Origin of the sequence: Arcobacter rhizosphaerae (assembly GCF_049472155.1) — a bacterium.
GTDB lineage: Bacteria > Campylobacterota > Campylobacteria > Campylobacterales > Arcobacteraceae > Arcobacter_B.
This window is the reverse complement of record NZ_JBMOVW010000001.1, coordinates 465,565-479,999: the sequence shown is the minus strand read 5'-3', so window position 1 is coordinate 479,999 and position 14,435 is coordinate 465,565. Positions and strand designations below refer to the sequence as shown.

The 14,435-nt window shown below is 27.7% G+C and carries 15 protein-coding genes; 7 read left to right on the top strand and 8 right to left on the bottom strand.

Going from position 1 to position 14,435, the window contains the following annotated elements; all coding sequences use genetic code 11:
* Positions 1 to 81 precede the first annotated feature (81 nt).
* Complete coding sequence (gene recR / locus ACH5BH_RS02405; protein ID WP_404304043.1) at positions 82 to 654, top strand: recombination mediator RecR; 573 nt, start codon at positions 82 to 84, stop codon at positions 652 to 654.
* On the opposite strand, the gene ACH5BH_RS02400 is transcribed toward recR, so the two are convergent.
* Positions 651 to 1,058, bottom strand: coding sequence for a PAS domain-containing protein (locus ACH5BH_RS02400; protein ID WP_423297317.1), 408 nt, complete (start codon positions 1,056 to 1,058; stop codon positions 651 to 653). The two genes, recR and ACH5BH_RS02400, sit on opposite strands and share 4 nt — an antisense overlap.
* Before the next feature lie 41 nt (positions 1,059 to 1,099).
* Positions 1,100 to 2,497 (bottom strand): methyl-accepting chemotaxis protein, encoded by a 1,398-nt coding sequence (locus ACH5BH_RS02395; RefSeq protein ID WP_423297316.1) that lies wholly within the window; start codon positions 2,495 to 2,497, stop codon positions 1,100 to 1,102.
* 76 nt (positions 2,498 to 2,573) lie between these two features.
* Here ACH5BH_RS02395 and ACH5BH_RS02390 point away from each other — a divergent pair, with 76 nt between their 5' ends.
* Together ACH5BH_RS02390 and ACH5BH_RS02385 are read left to right on the top strand one after the other, a co-directional pair.
* The gene (locus ACH5BH_RS02390; protein WP_404304046.1) at positions 2,574 to 2,744 is read left to right on the top strand and encodes a uracil-DNA glycosylase; all 171 of its coding nucleotides are present in this window, start codon (positions 2,574 to 2,576) and stop codon (positions 2,742 to 2,744) included.
* Between the two features lie 109 nt (positions 2,745 to 2,853).
* Positions 2,854 to 3,777 (top strand): dUTP diphosphatase, encoded by a 924-nt coding sequence (locus ACH5BH_RS02385; protein WP_423297315.1) that lies wholly within the window; start codon positions 2,854 to 2,856, stop codon positions 3,775 to 3,777.
* A gap of 23 nt (positions 3,778 to 3,800) precedes the next feature.
* Here ACH5BH_RS02385 and ACH5BH_RS02380 read toward each other — a convergent pair whose 3' ends face one another.
* From ACH5BH_RS02380 to ACH5BH_RS02355, 6 genes are all read right to left on the bottom strand, one after another.
* Positions 3,801 to 4,301, bottom strand: coding sequence for a gamma carbonic anhydrase family protein (locus ACH5BH_RS02380; protein WP_404304048.1), 501 nt, complete (start codon positions 4,299 to 4,301; stop codon positions 3,801 to 3,803).
* Positions 4,302 to 4,361: 60 nt separating this feature from the next.
* The gene (locus ACH5BH_RS02375; RefSeq protein WP_423297314.1) at positions 4,362 to 6,947 is read right to left on the bottom strand and encodes a M14 family metallopeptidase; all 2,586 of its coding nucleotides are present in this window, start codon (positions 6,945 to 6,947) and stop codon (positions 4,362 to 4,364) included.
* Position 6,948: 1 nt separating this feature from the next.
* Positions 6,949 to 8,451, bottom strand: coding sequence for a helix-hairpin-helix domain-containing protein (locus ACH5BH_RS02370; protein ID WP_423297313.1), 1,503 nt, complete (start codon positions 8,449 to 8,451; stop codon positions 6,949 to 6,951).
* Positions 8,452 to 8,461: 10 nt separating this feature from the next.
* Positions 8,462 to 9,364 carry an ATP-grasp domain-containing protein gene (locus tag ACH5BH_RS02365; protein WP_404304051.1) on the bottom strand — a complete coding sequence of 301 codons (903 nt, stop codon included), beginning with the start codon at positions 9,362 to 9,364 and terminating at the stop codon, positions 8,462 to 8,464.
* Positions 9,365 to 9,386: 22 nt separating this feature from the next.
* Positions 9,387 to 10,481: a M20 family metallopeptidase gene (locus ACH5BH_RS02360; RefSeq protein WP_404304052.1), complete on the bottom strand. Its 1,095-nt coding sequence runs from the start codon at positions 10,479 to 10,481 to the stop codon at positions 9,387 to 9,389.
* A 170-nt stretch (positions 10,482 to 10,651) separates the two neighbouring features.
* Entirely contained in the window at positions 10,652 to 11,899 is a 1,248-nt protein-coding gene (locus ACH5BH_RS02355; RefSeq protein ID WP_404304053.1) for an argininosuccinate synthase, read from the bottom strand.
* A gap of 146 nt (positions 11,900 to 12,045) precedes the next feature.
* On the opposite strand from ACH5BH_RS02355, the gene ACH5BH_RS02350 reads away from it, so the two are divergent.
* The 4 genes from ACH5BH_RS02350 to lptB are packed head-to-tail and all read left to right on the top strand — an operon-like array spanning position 12,046 to position 14,426.
* Positions 12,046 to 12,297, top strand: coding sequence for a S4 domain-containing protein (locus tag ACH5BH_RS02350; RefSeq protein ID WP_423297312.1), 252 nt, complete (start codon positions 12,046 to 12,048; stop codon positions 12,295 to 12,297).
* Between the two features lie 2 nt (positions 12,298 to 12,299).
* Entirely contained in the window at positions 12,300 to 13,283 is a 984-nt protein-coding gene (gene trpD, locus ACH5BH_RS02345) for an anthranilate phosphoribosyltransferase (protein WP_423297311.1), read from the top strand.
* A gap of 11 nt (positions 13,284 to 13,294) precedes the next feature.
* Positions 13,295 to 13,711, top strand: coding sequence for a tRNA (adenosine(37)-N6)-threonylcarbamoyltransferase complex ATPase subunit type 1 TsaE (gene tsaE, locus ACH5BH_RS02340; RefSeq protein ID WP_404304056.1), 417 nt, complete (start codon positions 13,295 to 13,297; stop codon positions 13,709 to 13,711).
* Positions 13,701 to 14,426 carry an LPS export ABC transporter ATP-binding protein gene (lptB, locus tag ACH5BH_RS02335; protein ID WP_404304057.1) on the top strand — a complete coding sequence of 242 codons (726 nt, stop codon included), beginning with the start codon at positions 13,701 to 13,703 and terminating at the stop codon, positions 14,424 to 14,426. Before tsaE ends, lptB begins: the two co-directional genes overlap by 11 nt.
* The last annotated feature ends 9 nt before the right edge of the window (positions 14,427 to 14,435 follow it).

The following is a 14,435-nucleotide window of genomic DNA, read 5'->3' as shown; positions in this document are numbered from 1 at the left end:
ATATCTCCTAAATAATTTTTTATATTTGTTAATATTCGCGATTTTATCTAAAATATTATAAAAATAAGATATAATCCGCCTATGAAAAAAGGATTAGAAAAATTTTATGAATTAGTTGAAGCTTTCGAATCTTTACCAACAATTGGTAAAAAATCAGCTTTAAGACTTGCTTATCATGTAGTAATGAATGATAACTATTGTGGTATTAAAATTGCACATAGTATTGAAAATGCGTTAAAAAATATAACTAAATGTGTTAAATGTGGTTCAATGAGTGAACATGAAATATGTGAATTTTGCTTAGATGATTCAAGAGATAATACAAAGTTATGTATTGTACAAAGTGCAAAAGATATATTTATTATCGAAGATTCAAAACAATTTGATGGAAAATATTTTGTTATAGAAGAATTAGATCAAGAAGCTATTGATGCTTTAATTAGATTTGTAAATGAAAATGATGTTGAGATGGTTTTATTTGCTATAACTCCATCAATTGCTAATGATGCTTTTATTTTATTTATAGAAGATAAATTAAAAAATAAAGATATCAAATTTTCTAAAATAGCCCAAGGAGTTCCAACAGGTGTTAGTTTAGAAAATGTTGATATTTTATCTTTATCTAAAGCTATACAAAGTAGGGTAGAAGTTTAATTTCTACCTTCTTCTTTGTTCCATTGGGCATAAAGTTTTTGTGCTTCTGCAATTTCACTACTACTAGCTTTTCTTCTACAAGACATATAACCTTTTGATCCATCGCACGATTCAAATGGATATACAGTCGCATAAACCCAATAGTAACCACCAGTTTTTGTAGCATTTTTTACATAACCTGTCCAAATCTCACCTTTTTGTACTGTCTCCCAAAGTGATTTAAATGCTTTGCTTGGCATATCTGGATGTCTTACCATACTATGTGGTTGACCTAATAATTCTTCAATTGTATACTCTGCAATACTACAAAAGTCGTTATTTGCAAATCTTATTATACCTTTCTCATCAGTTTCACTAACTAAAAAAGCATAATCATCTAATACTGTTTCTTGTCCTGCTGCCATAATATATCTCCAATTATTTCTTTTTCTTTTAATTATTCAGTTTAAAATTTTTTGCTTTTTGCATCTTCAACTAATAAATCTGCCATATACGATACTTCATTTGATATATTAGTAGTCTGATTTGCTTCATTAGCATTTTCTTGTGTAACTCTATCAAGCATTGTAACAGCATCATTAATTTGCTCAATTCCACTCATTTGCTCTTTTGATGAAGTACTTACATCTTCAATAATTGAGATTGTTTCTTTAATATGATTATCTAAAGTTTCATAACCTTTAATCATTTCATCAGAAATATTTTTACCTTCATTAGCTTTTTCATTGGCATCTTCAACTAAACTTTTAATATCTTTTGCTGCTTCTGCACTTCTTGAAGCAAGATTTCTTACTTCTTGAGCAACAACTGCAAAACCTTTTCCAGCTTCTCCAGCTGTTGCTGCTTCAACTGCTGCATTAAGTGATAAAATATTTGTTTGGAATGCTATTTGATCAATAATACTAATTGCTTCATTAATTGATGATACTTTTGTATTAATTTCTTCCATAGATAAAGCTGTTTGAGAAGCTAAAGTTCTTCCGTTTGAAACTGCATTATTTACAGTACTTCCAAGTTCAGCCATTTTTGCTGCATTATTTGCATTGTTTCTAGTAATTGAAGTGATTTCTTCTAATGAAGCTGATGTTTGTTCTAAAGAAGCTGCTTGTTCATTTGCTTTAGAAGAAAGGTTATCCATTGATGTTTTCATTAAAGTTGAGTTATTTTTTAATTTTTCACCATTTTCAAAACTTGTTTTTGCTGATTTTGATAAGGCATCACCTAATATATTTACACTAGTCATAACTTCAAGCATATTTTCTTTTAGATATGAAGGTATATCAATTTTTTTTGTAAAATCATCTTTTGCATAAGATGTAGAAACTTCTTTTAAACTATTCATATTTTCTTCTAAAACATCTAACATTTGATTTAATGCTTTTCTTAAAGTACTAATCATAAAGTTATCAGAGTCAGATTTTACTCTACATTTATAAATACCTTGTTCAACCTTGTTTAAAGTTAAAATAATTTCACCTAATACTTTCATATCAGCTTTTCTCATAGCATCAAACGTATCATAATAATCATTCATTTCATGAAGAATTAGACCTATCTCATCTTTTTTGATATATTCAGCTCTTTGAACACTATTACTTCTCATAAATGTAAAGTTTATCATCTCTTCAAGATATTTCTTGAATCTAAAAATACCCCCAACGATTCTTTTTTTTGCAGCATAAGTAGTAAATGCAATTAAAATAGCAAAAACTATATTTATAGTAATAATAGCAACCATATCAGATGCAGAAATAATGGCTATAATACTAATGCAAGCAAAACCTATTTGAGTAAGTATCATATTTACCCAAAGTTTTTTGTCTGTACTCATGTTTGTAAACATTCTCTAACCTTTAACGTTATTTTAGTTATTTTTTTAATTTAATTTTATTATAGTTAATTTTTGTTAAAATGTAGCTATGGAAAAAAGAATTATTTGTCAAAAGTGTATTTATTATTATGTAACATGGGAGCAAAACAGCCCCCATGGTTGTAAAGCTTATGGATTTAAATCAAAAATTATTCCTTCAATTATTGTAAAAAACTCTAGTGGAAGTATATGTAGTTTTTATCAACAGAAAAAGTTATAATTAGTTATTTATAACTTTTTAAATATTTATTTTTTACAAAATCTACTCTTCATGCAAAATTAGCTATTATTACAAAAATGAAACAATTATTTATTATTAGGAGACAAGTTTGTTATATAAAGACTTAAAAGATAGTATAAAAACTTTAGGATTTTTATCAATCGAAGATTTTGTACAATATATTGGTGTTACATCATCAGATGTTTTAGTTTGGGAAGAAAAAGATGAAGTACCTTATACTGTATCTTTAATTATTCATTTATTGAAAGGTGAAAAAGAATTACCAAACAACACTACATTAGATAATTTAGTAGAAGAGTGTCTACCTTTAGCTGAACTATTAGAAGAAGCTTCATCTTTCCCTCATAAACTAGAAGAGATGTTTTTACTACAAAAACAATTAAATGATTCAACAAATGGTAAAAACTGGGAATTAGGAAGAAATAAATTTGGAAAAGAAATCAACTGGCTTAGATGTATCCACATGGAAGTTGCTGAATTAATTGATTCTACTCCTTGGAAACACTGGAAAAATATTAATGCAAAACCAGATATGCAAAATATTCATGTAGAATTAGTTGATATTTGGCACTTTTTAATGTCTTATATATTACAAGAAACAAATGTACCAAAAGCTGTATCTTTAGTAAATACACATTGTATATATGAAGCTGTAGCAGAAGTTGATGTAAAACTTATGGTAAAAGAAGCAGAAAAACTATCTTATATAGCTTTAGCAATTGAAACTAATAATATGCCATCATTTAGTGGTGTTGAAAGATTTATTGATCAGTTTTTTAGATGTTGTAAAGTATCAGGTTTATCATTTACTTGGCTACAAAAACTTTATATTGGAAAAAACTGTTTAAATAAATTTAGACAAGACAATGGATACAAAGAAGGTACATATATCAAAGAATGGAATGGAAAAGAAGATAATGTAGTTATGGTTTCACATCTTGAAAATATGGAAGATGTAAGCTTTGAAATTTTATACACTAAACTTGAAGAGTCTTATAAACAATGTAAGTAATTTATAGCTAAAAGAAAACTCTTTTAGCTATAATCATTTTTATAATCTACATAATGACCTGCATGTTTAATTAAGCCTTCTACATCTTCATCAGTTAGCTGTTTTACTACTTTAGCAGGACTTCCCATAATCAAACTCTTAGGTGGAAACTTTTTCCCTGATGTTACTAAAGAGTTAGCTCCAACAATAGAACCTTCACCAATTATTGCATCATCAAGAATAGTAGCACTCATTCCAATAAGACAATTATTTTCAATTTTACAACCATGAAGCATAACTTTATGTCCTATAGTTACATTATCTCCAATTATAGTTGATGTGTGAGTATCTGTATGTATCATAGATAAATCTTGAATATTAGTATTTTTGCCTATTCTAACTTTATTTACATCTGATCTAATTACACATTGAAACCAAACAGAAGAGTTTTCGCCAATAATAACATCACCTATAATATCAGCACTAGGTGCTACCCACGCAGTTGAATCTATTTTTGGATAAAATTCTTTAAACTTCAAAATCATATTATTTCCTAATTTTTTAGGTTTATTATAACTTGTGATTTTTAAAAATGCAAATAAGTATTACTTATTTGCATTATATTTTAATATTATAGGCTTACTATAATTTGGAACATCATCATAAGTAAATATAGCATAATACTTATCAATATCCATTGCTCCGAAATCATCATAAGTATAATCATCTTTACCTGCATAAAGTTTTTGACCATCCTGAGAAGAATAAGGCTCTCTAAATGGATTTTTTATAACTTTTACACCTACAAAGTCAATATCAATAGGGTTTTCCCAAGTTAACTTTACTTTTCCATTTTCTTCAATTAGCTTTGCATTTTTTACTTGAGCTAAACTATCTCTTCTTTTTGGTATATGTTCAATAATTAATTTTGGTGATAAAGATATATTTTTAATTTCCCAAGATACTTTTTTATTTTTGATTGATTTTTTTGAAGAAGTAGGTTTTAAGACAAAAGAAATACTTTCTTTATCTTTTACCTTTTCATTTAAAGTCTTTTCAGCAAAAGTGTCAAACATAAAATACTGTGTTTGATTATTCTTAAGCTCTGCTGCACTAACATCATAACCAATATTTTGTATAACTTCTCTATTTGTGATACTTTCATAATTTTTTTCAATATTATCATCGACAAATTCAATATGAAATCTAATATCATCTTTAATATATATTTTTGTTGAATTTAACTCAAAATATGCTTTTGTAATCATGCTCTTATCATAAGGAGGTAATGATGATAAATTAAATTCAAAAGTTGAATATATTTTTAATCCATTTTCATCAAAACCAGCTGTTATCTCATCATCTTTTATCTCATTTTTGCTTATTGTATTAACAGAAGTAGGGTATAAAGCAGTTATTTCAGGTTTTAATGTATATGTTAATTCTAACCTTGGTCTATATGTAAGACCAAAACCAAATTTACCATAACCTATGTCCCATTGCATCATTTGTCTAGTTCTTCCAATTCTAAGTTCTTTTGGACCTTCAACTCTTAATACTATTTTATTATTATGAACATACTTTTTTAGAAATTCACACTCCATAGCCGAGAATTCCCAAGTTCTCCATATACCTTGTGTTAATTGATGAGATTGAGTTGGTCTTCCTATATATTTAATAATTTTCATATTATCAACATCATCAAAATCAGTAATATCTCCCATTTGGGTTTGATCAACTATAGCAACATTCCATTCACCATATTTTTCAATTGTTGTTGATACTCTATTAATAGGGTATAAATTAAACTCTGCATGTTTTATTAATGCATTTGAAGGTAAAGACTTTATATCAATAGTAATAACTGCATAAGAAACACCTTTATGTTCATCAACACCAACAAACAAAGAGTTAACACCAAAATGTTTTGCATTATCATTAATATTTTCAGATACATATCCTGTTTCATTTTTACTAGCATAATAAGTTCTACTAAATTCATCATATTCAAGATTTGTTCTAATTTTAATTTGTGGGCAAAAAGGTGATCTTAAACCTGTTTTACTATTTACAGCTCTAATATTATAATAATAATCTTTATTTGAAAAAAGATTAATATCACTAAATTCTAATTTTTGAGTTCTTACTATTAAATTACTATCATTACAAAAAGACTTATTTTTTAAACTTCTATAAATCTCAAAGTATATATTTTCTTTATCTTCATAATTCCATTTTAGTTCTACATGGGAAGAACCTATATCAGTTACTTCAAAAGATTCAACTCTTTTAGGGCCATTTCCACTATAGTTTGGTACTTCTGCTACAGCAGCTAAGAGTGCAGGAATATGTTCTCTAATATGTTCACTCATATCATCTAAATAATCACTTATATTTCTAGTTCCAACTTCAACAACAGTAGAGATTATTCCTTTAGAATAATAAAATTCTCTACCACTTCCTGAAATAAGTTTAGCTGGTGGTTTTCCTTGATGTATCCCATATTCTCGACCTGAAATTTTTCTAATTTTTTCTGCCATATTTGCACATAAAGTATTCATATCTGTTGTATCAAAAGTATCCTCATGTCTAAAATCATGGGCAGGGAAAAAGACATTTCCTTGAGAATGATAATCTAAAGCTATTGTTATATTCCCATGACTTTCAACAAATTTTTTTAAAGCTTGAGTTTCAGGTTCACTAAATGGCTCTGGGCCTCCATATACATTTGAAGTAGTTAATGTTGATTTTACAAAACCTATTGGAAAGTTTCTATTTAAATCTACTCCATAAGTTCCATCAGCATTTACACGCCTGTTTTTTCTCCAAAAAGAAAAATGGTTTCTTGAATATTCATAACCATCAGGATTAACACAAGGAACCATATAAATTGTTGCGTGTTCTAAATAGAACTTAAGAATAGGGTCATTATCATAATTTTCTAAAATATAAGTTACAAATTCAATTGCTAATTCATGTCCAATCCATTCTCTAGCATGAATAGTTCCTGTGTAAAATAAGGCAGGTCTAGTTGAAGCTGTTTGTATATCTTTTGATATTGTAATTAAATTTATATCTCTTTTTTCCCAAGTTTGTCCAATTGATTCAAGCTTAATGTACTTTGGATACTTCTTTTCTAAATCTTTAAAAATTTCTGTTGATTGGGCGTATGATCTATAAAGTTGTTTCAACTTATTCTCCTATTTTTAATCTAGACTTTAATTGAGTTAGTTTATTTTTTCCTATACCATCAATTTGTTTTAACTCATCAATTGAACTAAAATCATTAAAAGTATTTCTAAAATCTAATATAACTTTTGCTAATTTAGATCCAATCCCTTTAATTTTCTTAAGAGTTTCTTCATTTGCAGTATTTATATCAATTCTCATATCATCAAGATTTTCATCCCATGTTTTTAAAAGTTGTTCATCTATTGATTCAAGTTCTAATAAATCACTTGCATCTGTCACAATGTTATCTTTTAAATATTCTTGAATTTCTAATGCTAACTCCTCTTCCATACCATGAAGAGTCATAATATCAGTTAGAGAAGCACAATTGAAGTTTATTCTTTCTAAAACAAATTCATCTTTTAAGGCTTGATTATTTAACTCTTTTTTAATTGGTAAATCTTTAGGATTAACAGAAGCAGGGAAATCTGAATCAATTGATTTTTCTGTTAAAGACATATCAAATTTATCTTTAGGATCATTTATATACCATGTACCATCACAAGAAGGTTTATATTTACTAAACCCAATATGTCTCATAGTTCTAAGTAAAGATGAATCAATTTTTCCTAATTCTTCCCACGAATATAAAGGAACATGAGGCATTCCAAATCTTCCATTTGAAAAGTCCCACATTAAATATTGTCCAATCCAATCTCTAATATAAGGAAAGGCTGCAAATGCAGTCGCGCACTCTAATATATATGCTTTATTAGTTTTGGCATCTATTGCTATATCACAAGCCCAATACTCAGCTTTTGCAGCTTTACTTGCATCAACTGCTAATTCTAAAGCATTCATAGGAACATTATCATAAGACATTGAACCACCTTGAGATGTATTAGTAATCCATTCACCAGCTCCTGAAAATCTCCAGAATGCACAAATTGGTTTATGTCCAATTAACATAACTCTTAAATCCCCTGAATATTTTAAATCAATTGCATTTTGTGTATAAATAGGATTATATTTCTTATCTTCTAATAATTTCTTTGCTTCATTATAATTATCAGCTTTGTGTACATAGTATCCACCATAATTAGATGGTCCATAAGACCTTTTTATAATTTGAGGATAAGAGGCTTTATTTTTTAAATATTCAAAACCTTTTTTCTTATCATAAAAAATCTTTGTTTTAGGGATACTAAGATTATTTTTTTCACAAAATAAAGTTACATTCTCTTTTGATTTATTTGAAAATTGTGTTTGTAGTGAAGGAACAAACCTAACATGAGGTAACTCTTTTGATATCTCTACAAAAGTATCATAAGCAGTAGCTGGAATATTACCAATTAAGATATCAATCTTTTTTCTTTTAACTTCCTTAATAAATCTATCTTTATCATTTTTCCAATGATATACAACTTCTTCAATTTTATCTGGCCAACCTTTGAAATTTGAATGATCAAAGAATCTTAAAACATAATCAAGATATAAAAATCCCAATTTTGGTAATTTATCCATTTTCTCTCCCTTATTTTTTTGTTTTTTTATCAATTAAATTTGCTATTAGTTCTATTTTTTTATCATTAAAGTCCAGTCCAAGTTTTTCTTGCTCTGGTGTTGCAAAAGCAGGAATTCCATTTACTTCTAAAACTATATACTCTTCTTTTTTTCTATCATAAATAATATCAACTCCTGCAATATCAAGTCCTGTAACTTTAACAGCTTTTAGTGCCAAATTGATTACATCATCATTTACCTCTCTAGGAAAAACACTTCCTCCACTAGTAACATTTGTTTTCCAGCTTCCTTCTCTTGCCTTTCTTCCATAACAACCAACAAACTGTCCATCAACAATATCAATTCTGTAATCAGTATTATCATAATCTATAAATTTTTCTACATAAAAATATCTCAAATCCATCTGATTTAAAAAAGGAATTAACATATCTAATGTCTCTTGGTTTTCTATTTTTGTAAGACCAACTCCACCCCAACCATCAGTTGGTTTATAAACCATCTTAGTCCACTTCTCCATTATTTCTTGAAGATGATGAGTATCATCCCTATGACAAAGTTTATAATCGGCTGTTTGTATTTTGTTGTGCCTTAAAAGAAAAGATGTTTGAAATTTATCTTCTGTTAATTCAAAAGCATCATAAGAATTAATCATTGGTATTACATGATTTAATGCTTTATACAAATACATTTGATATTGTGTTTGCTCTCCTGCATTATAAGAAAAGAACAAATCTAATTTATCAAGTTTAATATCCTTGTATAAGATATGCCCATTTTTTGCAATTGCATCTCTTAAATTTATATTAGCAAGTACATCAATATCTCTTTGTTTTAATTGTTTAATTAATTTTTCTTGGATTTTATCTCCACCACCATTTTGATATAACCACATACCAATTTGTCTATTGCCCATACTATCCCTTCTATAAATATTTTTAATTGCTATTTTGATAATAATCTAAAATTTTTGTCATCATTTGTATTCGTTGTTCAAAAGAACTCTTAAGTGCTCTTTCTTTTAAAGTATGATCCCCATCCCCATAAGGACCGAAACCATCAATAGTAATTGTTCCACAATTTGAAACAATATTAGCATCACTAACTCCACCTCTATGTTCTTTAGGAATTTTTTGATTTGTAAGTTTTTCTAAAAAATTAAGATACTCTAATTGTTTTTGATTCTCTTCCATAACATCTCTTTGAATTATTCCATCAAGATGACAAATTGAACCTTCAACAAAACTAGTATTAGATATTTCCTCAACGCAACTCATCACTCTTTGTTTTTCACTTTTTTTATCAAATCTAAATTCAAACATCATTTCAAAAAAAGGAGATACTGTATTTATTCCTATTCCACCTTCACATTTTCCTACATTTACAATAGTACCTTCATCTAAATCAAGTAATTGACTATATTTTTGTAGTTTAATTGCTCCTTCAAGGTTTGCATTTATTCCTTTTTCATAAGAAGTACCTGCATGAGCTGCTTTTCCTTCTATTTTAACAATATATCTTCCAACACCTTTTCGTGAAGTTACTACTTCTAAATTTTTACCTGCAGCTTCAAAAACAAAACAATAATCATAATTTTTTGCTAAACTAGAAGTAACATCTTTAGAATCATCACTTCCAGTTTCTTCATCACTTACTAGTAAAAAATCAATATTATTAATTTGACCATATTTTTTATAAAGATTTCTAAGAGCTTCTAGTGCTACAATATTCCCACCCTTCATATCGCAAACACCAGGACCATAAATCCATTTTTCATCTTCTGTATAATCTTCAAAATAATTTTTTGGAAATACAGTATCATTATGACCTAATAATAATATTTTCTTTCCATTTTTTTTGTTTGATTTAAATAAAAGATGATCTCCAATAAGTTCTCTTTTATATTTAGTTGTAGAGTAGCCTATATTTTCAAGCCATTGTGTCATTTGTAAGCCAACTTCATCCACACCATCTTTATTTGCAGTATATGAATTGATTTTTACTATTTTTTTAAGATCTTCTAAATAGTTCATTTATTTTCACTTTTTTTAAATTATATAAATACACATAATATTATATCTTAAAAAAGTTACATTTTAGCTACTATAAAAAGTTTGGGTATAGTTTTAATTAATAATAAAAAAAGGGCATTTGTAAAAAATGCCCTTTTTGCAAGTAATATAAATATTATTTATTTATATTTTTATAAATGATAGTATTTTTTATTTTCACCAGAAATTATAAATCTTAGAGCATTAAGTCTGATAAATCCTTCTGCATCTTTTTGGTTATATACTTCATCTTCTTCAAATGTAGAGTGTGCTTCTGAGAATAAAGATTTTTCTGATTCTCTACCAACTACAATAACATTACCTTTATAAAGTTTTAATCTTACTGTACCTTCTACATTTTCTTGTGTTTTATCAATAGCTGCTTGCATCATTTCTCTTTCAGGAGAGAACCAATATCCTTGGTAAATTAACTTAGCATATTTAGGCATTAATTCATCTTTTAAGTGAGCAGCTTCTCTATCTAATGTAATTGATTCAATTGCTCTATGTGCTTTTAACATGATAGTTCCACCTGGAGTTTCATAACAACCTCTAGCTTTCATCCCAACATATCTATTTTCAACAATATCGATTCTTCCAATTCCATGTTTATTACCATATTTATTTAAAGTCTCTAAGATAGTTGCAGGTGACATTTCTTCACCATTAATAGCAATAGGATCACCATTTTTATATGAAATAGTAATATATTCAGCTTCATTTGGTGCTTCTTCAGGAGAATTAGTCCATAACCACATTGATTCTTCTGGTTCTGCATTTGGATCTTCTAATGATAAACCTTCATAAGAGATATGAAGTAAATTTGCATCCATAGAGTAAGGAGAAATTGCTGGATTTCCATTTTCATCTAAATGTTTTTTATCAATTTCTATTCCATGTTTTCTTGCATAAGCTAATAGTTTTTCTCTTGAATTTAAATCCCATTCTCTCCAAGGAGCAATAACAGTAATATCTGGGTTTAATCCTAAGTATCCAAGTTCAAATCTTACTTGATCATTTCCTTTTCCTGTAGCTCCATGTGATACAGCATCTGCACCCATTTTATTAGCAATTTCAATTTGTTTTTTTGCGATTAAAGGTCTAGCAATAGATGTACCTAATAAATATTCACCTTCATAAATTGCATTTGCTCTAAACATTGGGAATACATAATCTTTTACAAACTCTTCTTTGATATCTAAAATAAAAATATTTTCAGGTTTAATTCCACAAGCTAAAGCTTTTTCTCTTGCAGGTTCAACTTCTTCACCTTGTCCCAAGTCAGCAGTAAAAGTAATAACTTCAGCTTTATACTCATCTTGAAGCCATTTTAATATAGTTGAAGTATCAAGCCCACCACTATAAGCTAATACAACTTTTTTAACATCTTTTTTACTCATTTAATTTATCCTATGATTTCATATAAATTTTAAGCAAATATTATATCTAAATATATCTATAAAATAATTTAAACATATTATTAACCTTTACTTAATTTCCATTGTATAAAAAGCACTTTTAATAATAATTAGATATAATCTCTCTTATGAGAATAGATAAATTTTTAAACGCAGTAAATATAACAAAAAGAAGAGCAGTTGCTGAAGATATGCTTGAACACAAAGTAGTTTTTATAAATAACCAAGCGGTAAAAAAAGCAAAAGAGGTTAAAGTAGGGGATTTAATAGAAATTAAATATCTTGAAAAAATTGATAAATTTGAAGTATTACAAATACCAACTTCAAAGTCTACTCCAAAATCTAAAATGTCTGAGTATGTTAAGAAAATAGAAGGATAAATATGTTTAATACGGCAAAATTAAAATTTGATGATATATTTGAAAATAGGCTGCCTCAAGAAGAAGTTAGAGATTATTTAATTGAGTTATTTGAAAGAGGAGAAACAGCTGCTGAAATAGCAGGAGCTGCTAGTGCAATGAGAGATCATTTGATTCCTTTACCAGTAAATTATAGTATTAAAGAAAAACTAATTGATAATTGTGGTACAGGAGGAGATAAATCTAATTCATTTAATATATCAACTACTGTATCTATTATTTTAGCTGCTTGTGATTGTTATGTAGCAAAGCATGGAAACAGAAGTATTACAAGTAAAAGTGGAAGTGCTGATATGCTTGAAGCTTTAGGACTTAATCTTGAAATGTCACTTGAAAATTCAGCAAAAATGCTTGAAGAATCAAACTTTTGTTTTATGTTTGCACAAAAACATCATCCTGCCATGAAATATATAATGCCTATTAGAAAAAGTATCCCACATAGAACAATATTTAATATATTAGGTCCTTTATCAAATCCCGCTACTGTTTCAAAGCAGTTGATAGGTGTTTTTGATAAAACTTATATAAATAAAATTGCTTATGCTTTAGATATGCTTGATACAAAAAGATCAATCATTGTATCTTCAAAAGATGGAATGGATGAAGTATCAATTTCTGATATTTCCTATGCAACTTCACTAATAAATGGGAAAATAGAAGATTTTGAGATTGACCCAGAAGAGTTTGGATTAAAACTTGCTCCAAAAGAGTTTATTGTCGGGGGAGATGCTATTGAAAATGCTTATACAACAAAAGCTATTCTATCAAATGAACTAATTGGTCCAAAGCTTGATATTGTTTTAATAAATGCTGCCTTAGCACTAATAGTTGATGAAAAAGCAAGAGATATCAAAGAAGGTATAGAAATAGCAAGAGATGCCATTCAAAGTGGAAAAACAAAAGAAAAATTAGAAGAACTTATTAAAGTATCAAATCAATTAAAGTAGATGGTAATAACTTGAAAAAAAAATTTGAACTTGAAGAAAATGAATTAACGCAATTAATTTCATATTTAGATTCGATTGTAAAAAATAAAGATTATATTGTAATACTAAGGGGTGATTTAGCAAGTGGTAAAACAACTCTTGTAAAAAACTACGTAAAAGCTCAAGGATTAAATGACTTAGTTACATCTCCAACTTTTTCATTACAATCAATCTATAGTGATGAAATATATCATTATGATGTTTATAACAAAACTTTAGAGGAATTTATCTCTCTTGGAATGTTAGAAGAGTTTGAAAAAGAAGGTATTCACTTTGTAGAGTGGGGAGATAAAAAACTTCAAGAAATACTTACAGAATATGGATATGAAGTTTTAGTGATAAATATAGATAAAAAAGAGAATAAAAGGTTATATACAATTGAATCATAAACTACAAATAAAAGATATAACAAAATCAATTAAAAAAACAGAAATTTTACATGGTATTTCTTTAGAAGTAAATTCTGGAGAAATTATAGGATTATTAGGACCAAATGGTGCAGGAAAAACAACAACTTTTTATACAGTATGTGGTTTAGTAAAACCAAGTTCTGGTGATGTTTATTTTGATGACAAGGAAATAACTCATTTACCTTTACATAAAAGAGCTTTAAAAGGTATAGGTTATTTACCACAAGAGTCTTCAATTTTTAAAGATTTATCAGTAGAAGATAACCTTATGCTAGCAGCACAAATAGTAACTGATGATAAAGAAGAACAGCACAAAAGAGTTGAAGAACTACTTGAAATATTTAATATTGAACCCATCAGACAAAGAAAAGGAGTATCTTTATCAGGAGGAGAGAGACGAAGAACTGAAATTGCTAGAGCTTTAGTTTCCCATCCTAAATTTTTATTACTTGATGAACCCTTTGCAGGAGTTGATCCTATTGCAGTAAAAGATATCCAAGAAATTATTTCACAATTAACAAAAATTAATATTGGAGTTTTAATTACTGATCATAATGTAAGAGAAACTTTAGAGATTTGTGATAGAGCTTATGTAATGAAAGCAGGGGCTTTACTTGCTAGTGGAACTAGTGAAGAAATTAAAAACGATAACAAAGTAAGAGAACATTACTTAGGAGAAGATTTTAACTTTTAAAGTTAAAAT